We start from the raw sequence: 16,045 nt of genomic DNA, 5'->3' as shown, positions 1-16,045 counted from the left end.
CGGAACTTCCGGTGGCTCGCGGCCGACTGCTGTGACGACACCGTCGCCCGACGGTGTCGTCACGACAGAGGGGCGGATCATGCCGCAGCAGGACCAGCACTCCCCATGTCGCAGCCGTCCGGCGCGGGAGGTGTCGTCATGAGTTCCACTACCGAGCTCAACCAGCCTGCCGACAAGGACCGTTGGAGTCTGGTGGCGGTCGCGGGGATGCTGTCCTTCGTGGCGATGCTCGACATGAACATCGTCAACCTGGCACTCCCCGACCTCTCCCGCGGCTTCGGCATCTCCGCCGAGACCGCGCAGTGGGCCGTACTCGGCTACCAACTCCCCGTGGTGGCGCTGCTATTGCCGGCCGGGCGGTGGCTCGACCAGGTCGGCACCCGGTCGGCTCTGCTGCTCGCGGTCAGCGGCTTCGCCCTGTCCAGTGCGGCAGCGGCCCTCTCCCCCTGGGCCGCCTGGTTGATCGCCGCCCGGCTGGCTCAAGGCGCCTTCGGTGCCGTGCTGTTCGTCCTCATGCCGGTGCTCGCCGCCCGGTCGGTGCGGCCCGAGCTGCGCGGACGAGCGATGAGCGTGCCCGCCACCCTCGGGCCGCTGGGCGCGGTCACCGGGCCGGCGCTCGGCGGGCTGCTGCTCGACCACCTCGGCTGGCGGGCGATCTTCCTCGTCAAGCTGCCCGTCTGCCTGGCCGCCCTGCTGATCGCCCACCGCCACTCGCCACTCGGCGGCCGACTCCGGCGGCCCGACCGGGCCTCGCTCGGTGACGCCGCCCTGGTCGGCGGCGCCGTCACCGCGATCCTGCTGGCACTGACCCTCGCCCCCGACTCCCCCGGCTGGCTGCTCCTCACCGTGCCGGCCGTCCCGCTGACCGCGCTGTGGCTGAGAAGACCCGGCGGACGACCCGTCACCTCGGTGCTACGGGAGTCCGGCACTTACGGGGTCCACGCAGCCGTCCTCGCGCTGGCCGCTGGCTTCGCCGCGATGCGCTACGTGCTCGCCCTGCACCTGCAACTGGACGATGCGGTGAGCGCCACCGCCACCGGCTTGACCACGCTCTGCTTCCCGCTCGGCATGGGCATGGCCGGGCCGCTCGGCGGACGCCTCGCCGACCGCTTCGGCGCCCGCCCGCTCGCCGCCACCGGCGCCACCGTCACCGCGCTCGGCCTGCTGCTGCTCATCCCGCTGGACACCCACTGGTCGCTGCCCGACATCGCCTGGCGGCTCGCACTGGCCGGGGTTGGCATGGGCCTGTACGGGGGGCCGGTCCAGTCCCTGGTGATGACGGCCGTGCCACCGGCCCGGACCGCCACCGCCGGATCGGCCGTCCAGCTCGCCCGCAGCCTCGGCTTCACCCTCGGCCCGGCGCTGGCCACCGCCGCCTGGGGCCTGGGCGGCTCCGACACCAGCGGCGTACGGGCCGGGCTCGGGCTCGCCGCAGCCGCCGCCTGCCTGGCGGCCCTGCTGCTCGTCCGCCACGGCCGGCGCTCCGCCGCCCTCGCGCCCCTCACCTGACCGCGCGTCACCCCAACGAGAGAGCACTCCCATGTGCGGAATCACCGGCTGGGTGTCGTTCCACCACGACGCCCGCACGCAAGCCCCGGTCATCGAGGCGATGACCGCCACCATGGCCCGCCGCGGCCCCGACGCCGGCGGCGTCTGGCTCGGCACCCACGCCGCGCTCGGCCATCGCCGCCTGTCCGTCATCGACCTGGCCGGCGGCATCCAGCCCATGACACATGCGCAGGTCGTCCTCAGCTACAGCGGCGAGGTCTACAACCACCATGAACTGCGCGCCGAACTGCGCCGCCTCGGGTACGAGTTCCACACCCGCAGCGACACCGAGGTGGTCCTGCACGGCTACCGGGAGTGGGGAGACGGCGTCGCCGAGCGGTTGGAAGGCATGTACGCCTTCGCGATCTGGGACGGGCGGCGCGAGCGCCTGCTGCTGGTGCGCGACCGGCTCGGCGTCAAACCGCTCTACTGGGCGGAGGTCGACGGCGGCCTCGCCTTCGGCTCCGAACCCAAGGCCCTGTTCGCCCATCCCGAGGTGCACCCCCGGGTGGACGCGGCCGGGCTACGTGAGGCGTACAGCCTGCTGTTCAACACCGGCCCGACCCTGTGGACCGGTGTGCACGAGGTCCAGCCCGGCGGCCTGCTCGCCCTCGACCGGTCCGGCATCACCGAACACCGCTACTGGCAGCTGGAGGCACGCCCGCACACCGACGACCAGGCCGGCACCATCGAGCACGTCCGCTCCCTGGTCAACCGCGCCGCCCGCGCCCAGGTGGAGGCGGACGTGCCGCTGTGCAGCCTGCTCTCCGGCGGCCTCGACTCCACCGTCATCACCGCCCTGGCCGCAGACGAGTCGCGGCACATCGAGGGCCCACAGGCCCGGCTGCGGTCCTACGCCGTCGACTACAGCGATCAGGCCGAGAAGTTCACCGGCGACGTACTGCGCACCGGGCACGACACCCCGTTCGCCACCGAGGCGGGCGCGTTCATCGGCACCGACCACTCCACCGTCGTCCTCGATCCACGCGCCCTTCTCGACCCCGAGCACCGCAGGGCGGTGGTCGTCGCCCGCGACTCGCCCATCGGTGTCGGCGACATGGACACCTCGCTCCACCTGCTCTTCGGTGAGATCCGCGCGCACTCCACGGTGGCTCTGTCCGGCGAGGCCGCCGACGAGGTCTTCGGCGGCTACCCCTGGTTCCGGGTTCCCAAGGCGCTCGCCGCCCGGACGTTCCCCTGGCTGCTGGTCACCGGTGACGCGGCCGCGATGCCGCTGCACCCCGACCTCGCCACCACCCTGCGCATCGGCGAGTTCCGCGCCGACACCTACCGCGACGCGCTCGCGGCCGTCCCGCACCTGGACGGCGAGGATCCGGCCGAGCACCGCCAACGCGAGATGCAGCACCTGTCGCTCACCCGCTGGTTGCGCCAGTTGCTGCACCGCAAGGACCGGCTCTCGATGGCCCAGGGTCTGGAGGTCCGGGTGCCGTACTGCGACCACCGTCTCGTCGAGTACGTCTTCAACGTCCCGTGGGCGATGAAGAGCTACGACGGTCGGGAGAAGAGCCTGCTGCGCGCCACCGCGCAAGGGATCGCCCCCGAGTCAGTGCTGTGGCGACCCAAGAACCACTACCCGAGCACCCACCACCCCGACTACAACCGCGGCCTGCAACAACTGGCGCGCGAGGCCCTCGACGTGCCGCAGGTCCGCGACATCGCCGACGAGAACGTCATCAAGACCAGCCTCGACACCCCCGCCGACCAGCTGCCCTGGGGGCAACGGCTGCGCCTGGAACGGGTGGTGGACCTCGCTCTGTGGCTCGACCACCACCGCCCCGCCATCACCCTCTGAACCCCCGTCGAAGGAACCCCGTCATGACCCAGTCCGAACAGGACCCGACCGCCTCGCCCCGCTGCCCCTTCACCGGCGCCGCCGCCGGCGCAGGCGCAGGCACAGGCGCAGGCGCAGGCGCAGGCGCAGGCACAGGCGCAGGCGCAGGCGAGCCGGTTCCGCTCCTCGGCCCCGCGTACAAGAGCGACCCCTACGACCTCTACCGCGCGATGCGCGAGTCCGGTCCCGTGCACCGGGTCCGCTTCCCCAGCGGCATCGTCGCCTGGCTGGTCACCGGCTACGAGGCCGCCCACCACACGCTGAACGATCCGCGCTTGGGCAAGAACCACTCCCTGGGCAACGACTACTGGCGCAGCCTGGCTTCGATCATGCCCGAGCCCCAGCACTCCCAGCTCCAGGTCCATCTGCTGCACCAGGATCCGCCCAAGCACACCGACATGCGCCGTCTGATCCTGGACGCCTTCGCCCCGCGCCGCATCGAGGAGTTGCGCGCACGGTTCCAGCAGCTGGCGGACGCCCTGGTCGACGCGCTCCCCGACGAGGGCGGCGCCGATCTCGTCCAGGGCTTCGCCGCGCACTACCCCTTCAAGGTCCTCGCCGAAGTCATCGGCCTGCCGCCCGAGCTGGCGGTGCGCTTCGACCGGGACTGGGGCAAGGTCGTCCAGCCCGTCGGCCCGCAGGACCCCGGCCGCCCCCTGTACGAGGGCCGGCTGCGCGGGCTGCAGAGCTACATCGCCGACGTCGTCGCCCACAAGCGCGAGCACTGGTCCGACGACCTGCTCAGCCGCCTGGTCATCGCCCAGGAGCGGGGGGAGTTGAGCAAGGAGGAGCTGGACTCCATGATCTTCCAGCTGCTGGTCGCCGGCCAGGAACCGGTCACCAACCAGATCACCACCATGCTGATCACCCTGCTCCGCCACCCCGACCAGCTCGCCCGGCTGCGCCACGAGCCCGCGCTGCTGCCCCGAGCGATCGAGGAACTGCTGCGCTACGACAGCGCGTTCGAGCTCACCACCTGGCGGTTCTTCGCCGAGGACAGCGAACTGCACGGCACCCGCGTCCCGGCCGGCGACTCAGTGATCGTCTCGCTGTGCGCGGCCAACCGCGACCCCGAGCAGTTCCCCGACGCCGACACCCTCGACCTGGAGCGCACCCCGAACTCCCACCTCGCCTTCGGCCACGGCATCCACTTCTGTCCCGGCGCGGCCCTGGCGCGCGCCGAACTGCAGATCGCCATCGGGACATTGCTGACCCGCTTGCCCGGTCTTCGGCCCGCCGGTGAGCTGAGCGAACTCGTCTGGATCCCGGCCGTCCTGGCCCGCGGTGTCAACCAGCTGCCCGTCGCCTACGACAAGCGCATCCGACCCTCTCGCGCAGCTGAGTCGCTGAGCCGCTGAACCCTTCTCTTCCCACGCCCCGGCACCGCCACATCGCCGGGGCGCCGTACCGTCATGCCCTCGTGGAGGACCGCATGCCGCCCGTCGGCACCAGAACGCCGCACGCGCCGTCCGTCGCCCGCACCTGCGCCGCCATCCTGAACCTGCTCCTGCCGCACCGCCGCGCCGCCGACCCCGACGTCCCGGCACCCGTCGAAGCCTTCCCCGAACAGCTGGGCCAGGTCGCCGACTTCGTCGCCGTCGGCGATCCGATCGTCTTCGCCTTGCCCGGCTTCCCCTGCAAGTCACCCAGCCCCGCCAAGGTCCTCGGACACCTCCCCGACGAGGGCGAACGCCTCTCCCTCACCTTCCTCAACGACCTCTGCGCGGCCGTACGCGAGGTGTACGCGCCCGGCGCGAGGATGGTGATCTGCTCCGACGGACACATCTTCGGCGACCTGATCCACGTCCCCGACCACCACATCGACGCCTACTCCGACGGGCTGGCCGCCATGATCCGGCGCGAACGCCTGCACCACCTCTCGGTGTTCGACCTGCGCGACGTCCTCGGCGACCTCCCGTACGACGCGAAGCGCGCCCACGTCCACGCACGGTTCGCACCAACCGTCGAGGATGTGCGTGCCGAGATGAAGTCGGATGACGCCACACTGGCCCTCTACCGGGGCATCACCCGCTTCCTCACCGAGGACACCGTCGGCTTCGAGGGCACCAGGTCGGCCCTGCAACGCGACTGCAGGCAGCGCGCCTACGGCGTCATCCAGCGCAGCCGTGCCTGGAGCGAACTCATCGCCGAGCATCACCCCCGCTCGGTGCGGCTGTCCATCCATCCCCAGCGACGCGGCGCTGCCAAGTTCGGTATCCGCCTGCTCGACGCCGAGGACGCCTGGACCACACCATGGCATTCCGCGGTCGTCCACCGACCTGACGGCAGCTGGCAGTTGATGCGCCGCAGCGATGCCGAGCGGCTGGGCCGACTCGTCCTGCGCGACGGCCGGCCCAGCCACTTCGAGACCGCGTAGAGGCCGCCGGCCCGGTGTCCACCAGCAGGCGGGCACCGGGCTTCGGGGCGGCTCGGCGAGCTACGCCCGCGCGCCTTCCGCGACAGCGGCGCGATGGTCGAAGGCGATCAGCGGGTCACCGGTGAGCGGGTGTTCCACCACGGCCGCCCGCACGCCGAACACCTTAGCCAGCAGTACTGGGGTGAGCACCTCGCGCGGTGGGCCGGAGGCCACCACCGTGCCCTCGTGCAGCACGTGCAGCCGGTCGCAGAGCGAGGCCGCGGCGTTCAGGTCGTGCAGCGAGATCAGCGTCGTGCGGCGCTGGGCCCGCAACAGGGCGAGTAGTTCGACCTGGTGGCGCACGTCGAGGTGGTTGGTCGGCTCGTCCAGTACCAGGACGTCCGGCTGCTGGGCGAACGCCCGTGCCAGCAGCACGCGTTGACGCTCACCACCGGAGAGTGCGGCGAAGCTCCTCCCCTCGTGCCCGCCGAGCCCCACCTGCTCCAGGGCCGCGGTCACGACCTCGCGATCGGTGGCACCCTCCCCCGCGAAGGCCCGCTGATAGGGCGCGCGCCCCATCGCGACGATCTCCCGGACGGTGAACTCGAAGTCACCGCCGCGTTCCTGGGGCAGCGCGGCGATGTGCCGGGCCGCCTCGATCGGCGTCATCGACCGCACATCCCGGTCGGCCAGCAGCACCCGGCCCGCCGACGGCCTCAGGTGCCGGTAGACGGTGCGCAGCAGGGTCGACTTGCCGCTGCCGTTGGGGCCGACCAGTCCGGCGATCTCGCCGTCTGCGGCCAGTAGTTGGACACCGGAGAGCACGTCGCGCCCGGACAGGGTGACGGTCAGGTCCTCGACGGAGATTCTCAACGGTGCTCCAGGCGTCGATCCAGCAGGTAGAGCAGGACGGGTGCCCCGATCAGCGCCGTGACCACGCCGATCGGCACCTCCTGGGTGGACAGCGCGGTACGTGCGATGGTGTCCACCACGACCAGCAGCACGGCCCCGGCCAGCGCGGAGAGCGGCAGCAGTCGGCGGTGGTCGCCGCCGACCAGCAGGCGGCAGACGTGCGGGACGAGCAGGCCGACGAAGCCGATCGCCCCCGAGACGGCCACCAGCACCCCGGTGAGCAGGCTGGTGACGGCGAACAGCTCCCGCCGCAACCGGGCGACGTCCACACCGAGGCCGGCCGCCGTCTCGTCACCCATCAGCAACGCGTTGAGGGAGCGGGCGCGGGCCTGGAGCACGAGCAGTCCCAATGCCACGGCTGCGACGGGGATGGGAAGTTGGCTCCAGGTGGCGCCGCCGAGGCTGCCCATCAGCCAGAACAGCACGCCGCGGGTCTGCTGGTCGTCGCCGACCTGGAGCACCAGGAAGCTGGTGAAACCGGAGAGGAACTGCCCGATGCCGACTCCCGCCAGCACCAGGCGCATCGGCGCGAACCCCCCGCCGCGCCGGGCGAGTGCCCAGACCAGGGCGAAGGAAGCGAGCGCCCCGGCGAATGCCGCCGCCGAGACGCCGAACCCGAGGGCCGAGCCCACCCCCGCCCCGAGCACGATCATCGCGACCGCGCCCAGCGAGGCACCCGAGGAGATGCCCAGCAGGTAGGGGTCGGCCAGCGGGTTGCGGACCAGGGCTTGGACGGCGGTGCCGACCAGGCCGAGCCCGGCACCGACCACGGCCGCCAACAGGGCACGTGGGGCGCGCAGTTGCCAGACGATCAGGTCACGGGTGCCCGGCTGCGGCGCATCTCCGGCCAGCCGGTGGCCGAGCACCGTCCACACCTCGCCGACCGGGATGTCGACCGCGCCCAGCGAGACGGCGACGGTGAGCGCGGCGAGCAGCGCGACGGCCAGCGCTGCGGCGACCAGGCCGGCCTGCACGGTGCGCACGGTGCGCACGGGCTGACGGGCGACAGCGGCCTCCTGGGTCACGACTTCACCAGGTCGGGGTGGATGATGTGCGCGATCTGCTGGACGGTGTCGGCGTCGCGGACACCCGCGATGGTCGTCACCTCCGAGCCGATCCGCACGAAGTGGCCTTCCTGCACGGCCTTGAGGCCCTTGGTCGCCGGGAACGTCCGCAGGAACTGCTCGGCCGCGTCGAACGCCTTCTGGTTCGCCGCGTCGCTGCCCTGGTTGCGCACACCGAGCTGGATCCAGTCCGGATTCTTGGCGACCACGTCCTCCCAGGAGACCGCCTTGAAGTCCCCGTCGCAGTCGCCGAAGATGTTCCGGGCGCCGGCGAGGGTGATCACCGCATTGGCGACCTGCTTGTCGCACTCGGCCATCGGCTGCTTCGTCCCGGCGTCGTAGTCGAAGAAGAAGTACGAGGGCAGTTGGCCTGCGGGAGTGGCCTTGAGTGCATCGCTGACCATGCCGACCTTCTTCTCCATCCCCGCGACCAGCTGGTCGGCGGTGGCGGAGGTGCCGGTGATCGCACCCAGGCTCCTGATGTCGGCCTCGACCTGGGACAGGTCCTGCTGCGGTCCCTTGAGCGTCGTGGCGCAGGCCGTGGAGTGCAGATAGACGTGCTTGATGCCGGCAGCAGCGAACTCCTGCTCGGTGGGCGCCGCACCCATGCCGCCGCCCATCGACCCCATCGAGGCGAAGGTGTCGACGTACAGGTCCGCGCCGGAGCCGAGCAGTTTCTCCTTGGGGATCACCGTCTGCCCCAGGACCGGCACCTTGGCGGCCTGGTCGGCGAACCGGGCCGGCATGGCGCCCGCGCCGGGCGGGAACCCGGTGCCGATCACCCGGTCCCCCGCACCGAGCCACAGCAGCATCTCCAGGCTGGAGGCGTTGCTCGTGACGATCTTCTTCGGGGCGGAGGTGAACGTGGTCTCCGCCCCCGCGCAGTCCGTCACCTTGACCGGGTAGACCGCCGCGGAGGGGGCGTTCGCCCCCGCGGTCGACGCCGCGTCGCCGGACTTGGCGCTGCCGGCGCAGCCCGTGGCGAGCAGGGCGACGGCGGCCGCCACGCCGTACAACACGCGAGAACGCATGGGGAATCTCCTGGTGATCCGAATTCGCTGGGACCGCCACTGCGAGCCCGCCCAGGTAGTCGGGCGCAGCGCCGCTCGAGTTCCCTCGCCCCACCAAGATTTTCCGTCCCCCCGAGGACGCCGCTGACGGGCCGAGCATGCCGCACCCGCACCCCGTCCCATCAGCGCCCAAGCCGCGAATTCCGTTGCCTGGCAGCGGGTTTGGCCATGCCGATGGACCGGGCATCGAAGAGGCGACAGAGCACGCGCACGACAGCGACACCCCGAGGTGGCAGAGATGAGCAACACCAGCACGCAGCCCGTCGCGACCTTCTGCGGCAACTGCAACTGCGGCTGCCCGCAGCTGTTCCTGGACCCGGCGGCGCCCGAGGAGCGGCGGGTGCGGATCACCGACGACTTCGGCCAGCAGGTGCAGATGAGCGAGGAGCAGTTCCGCGACCTCGTCGCCCAGGCCAAGAGCGGCGCCCTGGACGCCCTCGCCGCCGCGGCCTCCTGACCACCCCGCGCCCGTACCGACCTGGGCTCCGACCCACCCGGTCCTCCGGGGCCGGGTCCGAGCTCGTTCCGAATGCCGGACGCGGGCTGGTCAGTGAGGTCCCGTCACAGCAGGGTGCGCCAGTAGTACCAGAAGCGGTTGAGGATCAGCAGCGCGATCACCAGGTACCAGAGCACCGGGACGACCCAGTGGTAGCGGGCGACCACCTCGGTCGCCGGGCGCGACCGGGCGGGCAACGGGATCACCCCGTGCCGCACGTTGTGCAGGGTCGTGTACCAGAACAGCGGGATGGTGGCGATCCACACCACGATGCAGTACGGGCAGACCGCGCCGATCGAGTACAGCGTCTGGCCCATCAGCCAGGTGACGAAGCCGACCCCGAAGAGCGTGCCCGCCTGCAGGCCCAGCCAGAACCAGCGCGGCAGCCGCGCCCCGGTCAGCACCACCACGCCGATGGTGACCACCACCGCGAAGGCACCCAGCCCGATCAGTGAGTTGGGGAACCCGAAGGCAGAAGCCTGCGAGGTCCGCATCACCGAGCCGCAGCTGATGATCGGGTTGATGTTGCAGCTGGGCACGTAGTTCGGGTTCTCCAGGACCCGGATCTTCTCCAGCGTGAGGGTGATCGAGGCGGCCAGGCCGAGCGCTCCGGCGATGAGCAGCAGCAGGCCGAAGGCCCGGCCGCTGTCGACGACGGCGGTCAGCCGACGGGCCGGCGGCCGGTCGGCGGCCCGTGCGGTGGATCGAGCGGCGGCGGTCATGTGCGGGCTCCCCTGGGTCACTTGGCGGCGGCGGTCTGCTGGATCAGCTGGGTGTACTGGGCGGGGGTGATCGGGTTGCCCTGGCTGTCGAAGACGGTGAGCTGCTTGCCGTTGAGCTTGAGGGTGGGAGTGCCGGTGACGCCGCTGCTGTTGAACGCGTCGCCGACCTTGCCCGCCCAGGTCTTGTACGTGCCGTCCTGGACCGCCTTGGTGAAGTCGGGGGTGACCAGCCCGGGCACCTGCTTGGCCAGGTCGAGCAGGTGGTTGGTGTCGGCGAAGCCGTCGCTGGTCTCGGCCGGCTGGTTGGCGTAGAGCACGTCGTGGAACTGCTTGAACTGCGTGGTGCCCTCGTTCAGCGCCGCACCGGCCGCGGCGAGCGCGTTCTTGGAGCCACTGCCGCCGAGGTTGGCGTCCAGGAAGGTCGCCATGTGGTAGTGGATCGTGTACGTGCCGTTGTCGGCGAGCTGCTGGATGGTCGGGCCGTCGGCCTTCTCCAGCTTGTCGCAGATCGGGCAGCGGAAGTCCTCGTACACGTCCAGCACGTTGTGGTTGTTCGGGTTGCCGTACACGATCGTGGTGCCGTTGGTGCCGCTGGCGTTCGCCGGCACCACCAGCGGGCCGCTGCTGCCGCCGTTGTTCGCGAACGCGATGCTGATGCCGACGGCGCCCGCCACGACGGCCACGGCTATACCGCCAATGATCGTCTTCCTGCGGCGGGACGCGGCCCGCTGCCGGCGCTCGCGCTCGGCGTGCATCCGCTCGCGGGCGGACTTCTTGGCGTCCTGGCTGTTCCTGTTGCTCATGATGGTCTCGTCTCCCGTCCAACGGACCCTGGGCGCGGTTCACCAGGGCGCGGACGTCTCCGTGCAGGGGGTGGGGATGCGGGCAGGCGCGGCGCGTACGCGGGACGGCGCGGCGTGCCCGGTAGGGCTGCTGGAGGACGCTGCGGGCAGGCCGGTCCCGGGGGACGGCTCGCTCATACGAGCGGGCGTCTCGGTTCCGGTCAGCCGATCAGCGCGGGGACGAGGGACGGCGGGCCGCGCCGCCGGGTGCAGCGCCGCAGGACCTCCTGCGGACCGCGGCGCTCGTCGTCGGAAAACGCCCAGGCAGGCAACGCCTGCTCGGGCTCGGCGGGCAGCAGCCAGGCCAGCAGGATCCGCACCGGCCGCCAGGTGCGCACGGCGGCGACGGTCAGCAGGCGGAAGACCGCCTTCTCGCCCTGCCGCAGCCACAGGGCCGCGACCAGCGCCGCCCCCACGTGGGCGAGGACGACCACGGTCAGCTGACCGCTGGTGAGTTGCCCCGGCAGGACGGGGACGGGCCCGAGGTCGTGGACGGGACCGGTTCCGCACAGCAGGTCGGGCAGCAGCCCGCCGCCCCGTGCGCCGCCGGGTCCACAGGTGGCCTGGCCGGCGTTGTAGAAGGCGTTCAACGCCAGTTCGAGCGGAACCAGGACGGCGGCTATCTGGCCGAAGCCGCGTTCGCGCCCCGACAGCAGCAGCGCGGCCGCGAAGACCACGACGGCGGCGACGGCCACGACGGGAGCGGGCAGCGCCGTCCCGGTCAGCAGGACGTGACCACCCGCGGACAGCGCCAGCAGCAGCGCGGTGAACACTCCCGCGCGTGCCGTGCGTATCGCTGCCCCTGGCTCCATGCGGCCGAGTATGACATGGCCCGTTCGATTCCGACCCCGTGCGGCAGGCGCCGCTGTGGGGCGCACCCGGGTGGTGCGGGATCCTGTCCCGCACCACCCGGTCGCGTGCCTCAGGCTCTGATGCCTCAGGCCGCCGAGCCACCGGTGCCGCGGCCGCGGCGGCCGAGCACGACGCCCGCCGCCGCACCGAGGACACCGACGACGATGCCCGCGATGCCGAGCGCGCGGGCGGTGGAGTCGCTGCTGCTCGCCTTCGCGGCGGTGGTCGCCGGGGTGGCCGGAGCGGGCTTGGCGCTCGCCGCACGGCGGCCCCACGGACGGGTACGCACGCGCCTGGGCCGGTCGAACGCTCTCGGGCAGCGGCGCGCCGCCGCCGTGCCGGGTGCGGTCCGAGGTCGGTGGTCGATCGGCCGGGGACCGCACGCGGGTCGGGTCAGTACTGCGCGGAAACGGTGACCGCGCTGAAGTCGGTGACGGCATAGAGACTGAGGTAGCGGTAGCCGGCTGTGGTGTTGCTGACGGTGAGGTGCTGGGCCGTGCCGGGGTTGGTGGAGGAAGCGGTGTACGTGGTCGGTGTCGCCCAGGTGTCGGAGTCGTAGTAGAGGGACGCCTGCCCGGTGCCACCGCTGGTGGTGACGGTCAGCGTCGTGGTCCCGGCCGGGAGCCAGATGTAGAGGTAGTCCAGGTTGCCGGCGGTGGCCGCCTGGCCGCCGCGCGAGCAGTTCTGGCCCATCGCCCGGCTGTCCGGGGCGGTGCAGGACGGGAGGCTGCCAGTGCCCGCCAGGGCGTTCAGCCAGGTGTTGAAGTCGGCGTCGTACCTGGTGCCGATGGTGCCGGTGTAGTAGTCGTACGCGCCGGTGTAGTCACCGTTGCGGAAGTACGTCATGATCTGCTGCACGTCGGCCGGGTGCTGTTCGAGCATGTAGCGGACCGCCAGGTAGCCCCACGGGAAGACCCGGTCGTCGCCGCTGTTGGCGTAGGTGGTCTGCCACAGGGTGCTCAGCGGGTAGGTGTGCTGCGCCGCGTCGGTGATCGCGTCGGTGTCGGCGATGCCCCGGTAGCTGTAGGAGATGTAGCCGGAGATCCCCTCGATCCACCAGATGTTCGGCTCGGTCTCCATCTCGGCCCAGGTGCCCTTGGTGTCGTACCTGGCGTCCAGGAAGTGGGTGTACTCGTAGTTGAGGTTCCAGATGTTGTCCGTGTAGCCGTCCGGAGCGGGGTCCTGGTACAGGATGTAGTAGTCCTGGCTGCCCGGGGTCGAGGGGTCCCCGTAGAGCGTGATGCCGCCGTTGCCGGTCGGCACGCCGTAGATCGCCCCGGCGTAGATGACGTAGTCGAGCCGGCTGGAGAACACCACGACGTTGTCGGTGGTGTTGTTCGACCAAACAGGACCCGCCTCAACGCCAGCCAGCGAACCTGGCTCGAGACCCGCCCAGGACCGTCACCGTGCAAGGCGACAGACACCGAACAGATCACGGTCACCACTACCGTGGGTGACGTGGTCGGCCACCACGCCTGCTACTGGGCCATGTAACCAGTCCATCACCGACCCCAACCTCGCCACTGCAGCTGCCCACCTGCACGAGAACGCCTCGGTGTGCTTCCAGCACTGGTTTTTGCTGGCGGCGACCCCGTCAAGGACCGCTATGTGGTAGCCGCCAGCAGGTCACGGACGCGGATGGCGGTTGCGTCGTCCCGCGCGATCGCGAAGGGCAGCGCGTTGTCCCGGTCCACCCAAAATGGCGCCCCGGACACCGTGTAGTGGGCACCGCCGGCTTCCGCGACCAGCAGCAGGCCTGCCGCGTGGTCCCAGGCTGCAGGCCAGCTGAACGCCAGGGCATCCATGTCGCCCCGTGCCACCCGCAGGTACTCCAGCCCGGCCGCGCCGCAATACCGCGGCCGCACGCCGGGCACCTCAAGGCGGGCCAGGACCGCCTTCTCCTCAGGGCTGGTGTAGTCCGGGTGCGTGATGGCCACCCTCAGCTCGGAGCCCGACTCGGGCGAACCGCTCACCAAGCGCCGCCCGTTGAGGTACGCCCCCTCACCACGCACGGCGGTGGCGAACTCCCCCAGCGCGGGTGCGTACGTCCAAGAAGCGAGCAGTTCACCGTGGTGTGCCAGCGCAACCAGGGTGCAGAACGCCGGGTCCCCGTGCACAAACTGACGGGTGCCGTCGACCGGGTCAACGATCCACACCGGCACGCTTCCACGCAGCGCCCCGTACACGGCAGGGTCGGCGTGCACCGCCTCCTCGCCAACCACGACCGACCCCGGCAGCAGCCCCGTGAGCTCGGCGGTCAGGTACTCCTCGGCGAGCCGGTCCGCGACGGTGACCAAGTCGTGCGCGCCGGCCTTGGACTCCACTTCGTGGTCTGCCAGTTTGCGGAAGCGAGGCATGATCTCCGCGGCCGCGGCCTCGTGCACGGCCTCCTCGACGGCGCCCAGGCGGTGGGTCAGGAAGTCATCGATCACGCCCCCAGCCAAGCACACCCCCGCGGCAAACCGCTGTCCGTGAAGGAAAATGGAGTGCCAATTCTCTTTTGGTTCAGGACTCTGTTGCCGAATTCGGGTCGTGGGTCGGCTGACTACGGCATGATCGCTTGTGCGGCTGTCTCGTGGGCAGGCGGTCGCGGGGGTGGTGTGGGTGTCGATGAGGGCGGCGGGACTGCCGGAGGTCCCGGAGCAGACGGAGCTGGTCGCGGCGGCGGCGTTTCCGAAGGGGACGCTGGCGATGCGGGCGCGGGAGAAGCTGGCGGAGGTCTTCTCGGACGAGCCGTTCGCGTCCGCGTTCGGGGTGCGTGGGGCGCCGGGCCTGTCACCGGGGATGTTGGCGCTGGTCACGGTGCTGCAGTTCGCGGAGAACCTGACCGACCGCCAGGCCGCCGGGATGGCGGTCCGAGCAATCGACTGGAAGTATGCGCTCGGCCTGGAGCTGACCGATCCGGGGTTCGACTTCACGGTGCTGGCGAAGTTCCGGGCCAGGTTGGTCGAGCACGGCATGGAGCGCCTGATCTTCGACAGGCTGGTGGAACACTGCCGTCAGGAGGGGCTGATCGCGGCCGGGGGCAAGCAACGCACCGACTCCACCCATGTCATCAGCGCGGTGCGGGACTTGAACCGGTTGGAGCTCGCCGGTGAGAGCGTGCGGGCGGCGCTGGAGGCGCTGGCCGCGGCTGCTGCGACCTGGCTCGCACAAGCGGTACCGGTGGCAGAGTGGGAACTGCGTTACGCGGCCAGGGTCGACTCATGGCGGCTTCCCTCGTCGAAGACGAAGCGGGACCGGCTGGCCGAGGTCTACGGCCAGGACGCCCTCGCGCTGCTGCACGCGATTCACGCACCCGCCGCCCCGGTGTGGCTGCGCGAGATCGAGGCGGTCCAGCTGCTGCGGCGGATCTTCATGCAGACCTACTACGTGCACACCGACGCCCGGGGACGGGAGGTGGTCAGGAAGCGGGAGGCCGAAGTGGACGGCGTCCCGCCCGGCCATCTGCGGCTCGCCTCCCCCTACGACCGCGACGCCCGCTGGTCCGCCAAGGGAGACGAGCTGTTCTGGAGCGGCTACAAGGTCCACCTCACCGAGACCTGCGACGACACCTTCGACGGCGCCCTGGTGGGGGTCAGGACCCGGACTCCGAACCTGATCACGGACGTGGTCACCACCGCCTCGACCGCACCGGACGTGACCGCCACCGCCGGCATCCAACAGCGATTGACGGAGCGGCAGGTCAAACCGGGCGAGCACTACCTGGACTCCGGCTACCCCTCCGCCGACCTGGTCACCGCCGCCGCCCACGACGGCATCGCCATGATCACTCCACTACTGGCCGACCACTCCCGCCAGGCCCGGGCCGCCGAAGGCTTCGACAAGAGCGCCTTCCGTATCGACTGGACAGCACGTCAAGTCCACTGCCCCGAAGGCCGCACCAGCACCGGCTGGTATCCCGTCCAGCAGCACGGCCACGACGCCATCGTGATCGAGTTCGCCCGCTCCGACTGTGACACCTGTCCCTCCCGCAACAAGTGCACCACCGCCGCGCGCGGCAACCGCATGCTCACCCTGCGGCCCCGCGAGCTGCACGAGACCGTCGCCACCGCGCGCGCCGAGCAGAAGACCGACAGCTGGCAGACCAAGTACGCCCTCCGGGCCGGTGTCGAGGGCACCATCAACCAGGCTCTCGACGTCACTGGCCTACGCCGGGCCCGCTACCGCGGCCTGCCCAAGACCAGCCTCCAGCACGCCTACTCCGCCACCGCGATCAACGTCATCCGGCTCGACGCCCACTGGGCCGAAGACCCCCGACGCCCCCGGACCAGCCGACTTTCCCAACTCGCCCACCAACTCGCGGCTTGATCGACGAGCCCGAATAGAGC

General features: G+C 71.1%; 15 protein-coding genes. 6 read left to right on the top strand and 9 right to left on the bottom strand.

Annotated features, from left to right (window positions below):
• Positions 1 to 138 precede the first annotated feature (138 nt).
• From LN042_RS03290 to LN042_RS03275, 4 genes are all read left to right on the top strand, one after another.
• The gene (locus LN042_RS03290; RefSeq protein WP_230048231.1) at positions 139 to 1,509 is read left to right on the top strand and encodes an MFS transporter; all 1,371 of its coding nucleotides are present in this window, start codon (positions 139 to 141) and stop codon (positions 1,507 to 1,509) included.
• A 31-nt stretch (positions 1,510 to 1,540) separates the two neighbouring features.
• Positions 1,541 to 3,361 (top strand): asparagine synthase (glutamine-hydrolyzing), encoded by a 1,821-nt coding sequence (asnB, locus tag LN042_RS03285; protein WP_230048230.1) that lies wholly within the window; start codon positions 1,541 to 1,543, stop codon positions 3,359 to 3,361.
• Between the two features lie 23 nt (positions 3,362 to 3,384).
• Entirely contained in the window at positions 3,385 to 4,758 is a 1,374-nt protein-coding gene (locus LN042_RS03280; RefSeq protein ID WP_230048229.1) for a cytochrome P450 family protein, read from the top strand.
• Positions 4,759 to 4,832: 74 nt separating this feature from the next.
• Positions 4,833 to 5,777: an L-tyrosine/L-tryptophan isonitrile synthase family protein gene (locus LN042_RS03275; protein WP_230048228.1), complete on the top strand. Its 945-nt coding sequence runs from the start codon at positions 4,833 to 4,835 to the stop codon at positions 5,775 to 5,777.
• Positions 5,778 to 5,837: 60 nt separating this feature from the next.
• Here the strand turns inward: LN042_RS03275 and LN042_RS03270 are convergent, their stop codons facing one another.
• The 3 genes from LN042_RS03270 to LN042_RS03260 are packed head-to-tail and all read right to left on the bottom strand — an operon-like array spanning position 5,838 to position 8,763.
• Positions 5,838 to 6,629 (bottom strand): ABC transporter ATP-binding protein, encoded by a 792-nt coding sequence (locus LN042_RS03270; RefSeq protein WP_230048227.1) that lies wholly within the window; start codon positions 6,627 to 6,629, stop codon positions 5,838 to 5,840.
• Positions 6,626 to 7,660 (bottom strand): FecCD family ABC transporter permease, encoded by a 1,035-nt coding sequence (locus tag LN042_RS03265; protein ID WP_230048474.1) that lies wholly within the window; start codon positions 7,658 to 7,660, stop codon positions 6,626 to 6,628. The genes LN042_RS03270 and LN042_RS03265 overlap by 4 nt, the downstream gene beginning before the upstream one ends.
• A 29-nt stretch (positions 7,661 to 7,689) precedes the next feature.
• The gene (locus LN042_RS03260; RefSeq protein ID WP_230048226.1) at positions 7,690 to 8,763 is read right to left on the bottom strand and encodes an ABC transporter substrate-binding protein; all 1,074 of its coding nucleotides are present in this window, start codon (positions 8,761 to 8,763) and stop codon (positions 7,690 to 7,692) included.
• Positions 8,764 to 9,040: 277 nt separating this feature from the next.
• On the opposite strand from LN042_RS03260, the gene LN042_RS03255 reads away from it, so the two are divergent.
• Complete coding sequence (locus tag LN042_RS03255; protein WP_230048225.1) at positions 9,041 to 9,259, top strand: hypothetical protein; 219 nt, start codon at positions 9,041 to 9,043, stop codon at positions 9,257 to 9,259.
• Between the two features lie 104 nt (positions 9,260 to 9,363).
• Here the strand turns inward: LN042_RS03255 and LN042_RS03250 are convergent, their stop codons facing one another.
• The 6 genes from LN042_RS03250 to LN042_RS03225 form a co-directional block, all read right to left on the bottom strand.
• Complete coding sequence (locus LN042_RS03250) at positions 9,364 to 10,020, bottom strand: vitamin K epoxide reductase family protein (protein WP_230048224.1); 657 nt, start codon at positions 10,018 to 10,020, stop codon at positions 9,364 to 9,366.
• Between the two features lie 17 nt (positions 10,021 to 10,037).
• Positions 10,038 to 10,823 (bottom strand): DsbA family protein, encoded by a 786-nt coding sequence (locus tag LN042_RS03245; RefSeq protein WP_230048223.1) that lies wholly within the window; start codon positions 10,821 to 10,823, stop codon positions 10,038 to 10,040.
• A gap of 200 nt (positions 10,824 to 11,023) precedes the next feature.
• Positions 11,024 to 11,674, bottom strand: coding sequence for a hypothetical protein (locus tag LN042_RS03240; protein WP_230048222.1), 651 nt, complete (start codon positions 11,672 to 11,674; stop codon positions 11,024 to 11,026).
• Between the two features lie 125 nt (positions 11,675 to 11,799).
• Positions 11,800 to 12,003, bottom strand: coding sequence for a hypothetical protein (locus tag LN042_RS03235; RefSeq protein WP_230048486.1), 204 nt, complete (start codon positions 12,001 to 12,003; stop codon positions 11,800 to 11,802).
• A gap of 104 nt (positions 12,004 to 12,107) precedes the next feature.
• The gene (locus LN042_RS03230) at positions 12,108 to 13,085 is read right to left on the bottom strand and encodes a collagenase (RefSeq protein WP_249800574.1); all 978 of its coding nucleotides are present in this window, start codon (positions 13,083 to 13,085) and stop codon (positions 12,108 to 12,110) included.
• 233 nt (positions 13,086 to 13,318) lie between these two features.
• Entirely contained in the window at positions 13,319 to 14,146 is an 828-nt protein-coding gene (locus LN042_RS03225) for an inositol monophosphatase family protein (RefSeq protein WP_230048220.1), read from the bottom strand.
• A 178-nt stretch (positions 14,147 to 14,324) separates the two neighbouring features.
• Here LN042_RS03225 and LN042_RS03220 point away from each other — a divergent pair, with 178 nt between their 5' ends.
• Positions 14,325 to 16,025, top strand: coding sequence for an IS1182 family transposase (locus tag LN042_RS03220; protein ID WP_230048472.1), 1,701 nt, complete (start codon positions 14,325 to 14,327; stop codon positions 16,023 to 16,025).
• Positions 16,026 to 16,045: the final 20 nt, after the last annotated feature.

The sequence above is a fragment of the Kitasatospora humi genome, assembly GCF_020907985.1.
GTDB classification, from domain to species: Bacteria; Actinomycetota; Actinomycetes; order Streptomycetales; family Streptomycetaceae; genus Kitasatospora; species Kitasatospora humi.
This window is presented reverse-complemented; position numbering and strand designations above follow the sequence as displayed.

What these genes read in the sequence shown, in the direction of transcription:
- LN042_RS03290 (WP_230048231.1), top strand. Translation starts at nt 139, where the DNA reads ATGAGTTCCACTACCGAGCTCAACCAGCCTGCCGACAAGGACCGTTGG.
- asnB (WP_230048230.1), top strand. Translation starts at nt 1,541, where the DNA reads ATGTGCGGAATCACCGGCTGGGTGTCGTTCCACCACGACGCCCGCACG.
- LN042_RS03280 (WP_230048229.1), top strand. Translation starts at nt 3,385, where the DNA reads ATGACCCAGTCCGAACAGGACCCGACCGCCTCGCCCCGCTGCCCCTTC.
- LN042_RS03275 (WP_230048228.1), top strand. Translation starts at nt 4,833, where the DNA reads ATGCCGCCCGTCGGCACCAGAACGCCGCACGCGCCGTCCGTCGCCCGC.
- LN042_RS03260 (WP_230048226.1), bottom strand. Translation starts at nt 8,763, where the DNA reads ATGCGTTCTCGCGTGTTGTACGGCGTGGCGGCCGCCGTCGCCCTGCTC.
- LN042_RS03255 (WP_230048225.1), top strand. Translation starts at nt 9,041, where the DNA reads ATGAGCAACACCAGCACGCAGCCCGTCGCGACCTTCTGCGGCAACTGC.
- LN042_RS03250 (WP_230048224.1), bottom strand. Translation starts at nt 10,020, where the DNA reads ATGACCGCCGCCGCTCGATCCACCGCACGGGCCGCCGACCGGCCGCCG.
- LN042_RS03245 (WP_230048223.1), bottom strand. Translation starts at nt 10,823, where the DNA reads ATGAGCAACAGGAACAGCCAGGACGCCAAGAAGTCCGCCCGCGAGCGG.
- LN042_RS03240 (WP_230048222.1), bottom strand. Translation starts at nt 11,674, where the DNA reads ATGGAGCCAGGGGCAGCGATACGCACGGCACGCGCGGGAGTGTTCACC.
- LN042_RS03220 (WP_230048472.1), top strand. Translation starts at nt 14,325, where the DNA reads ATGAGGGCGGCGGGACTGCCGGAGGTCCCGGAGCAGACGGAGCTGGTC.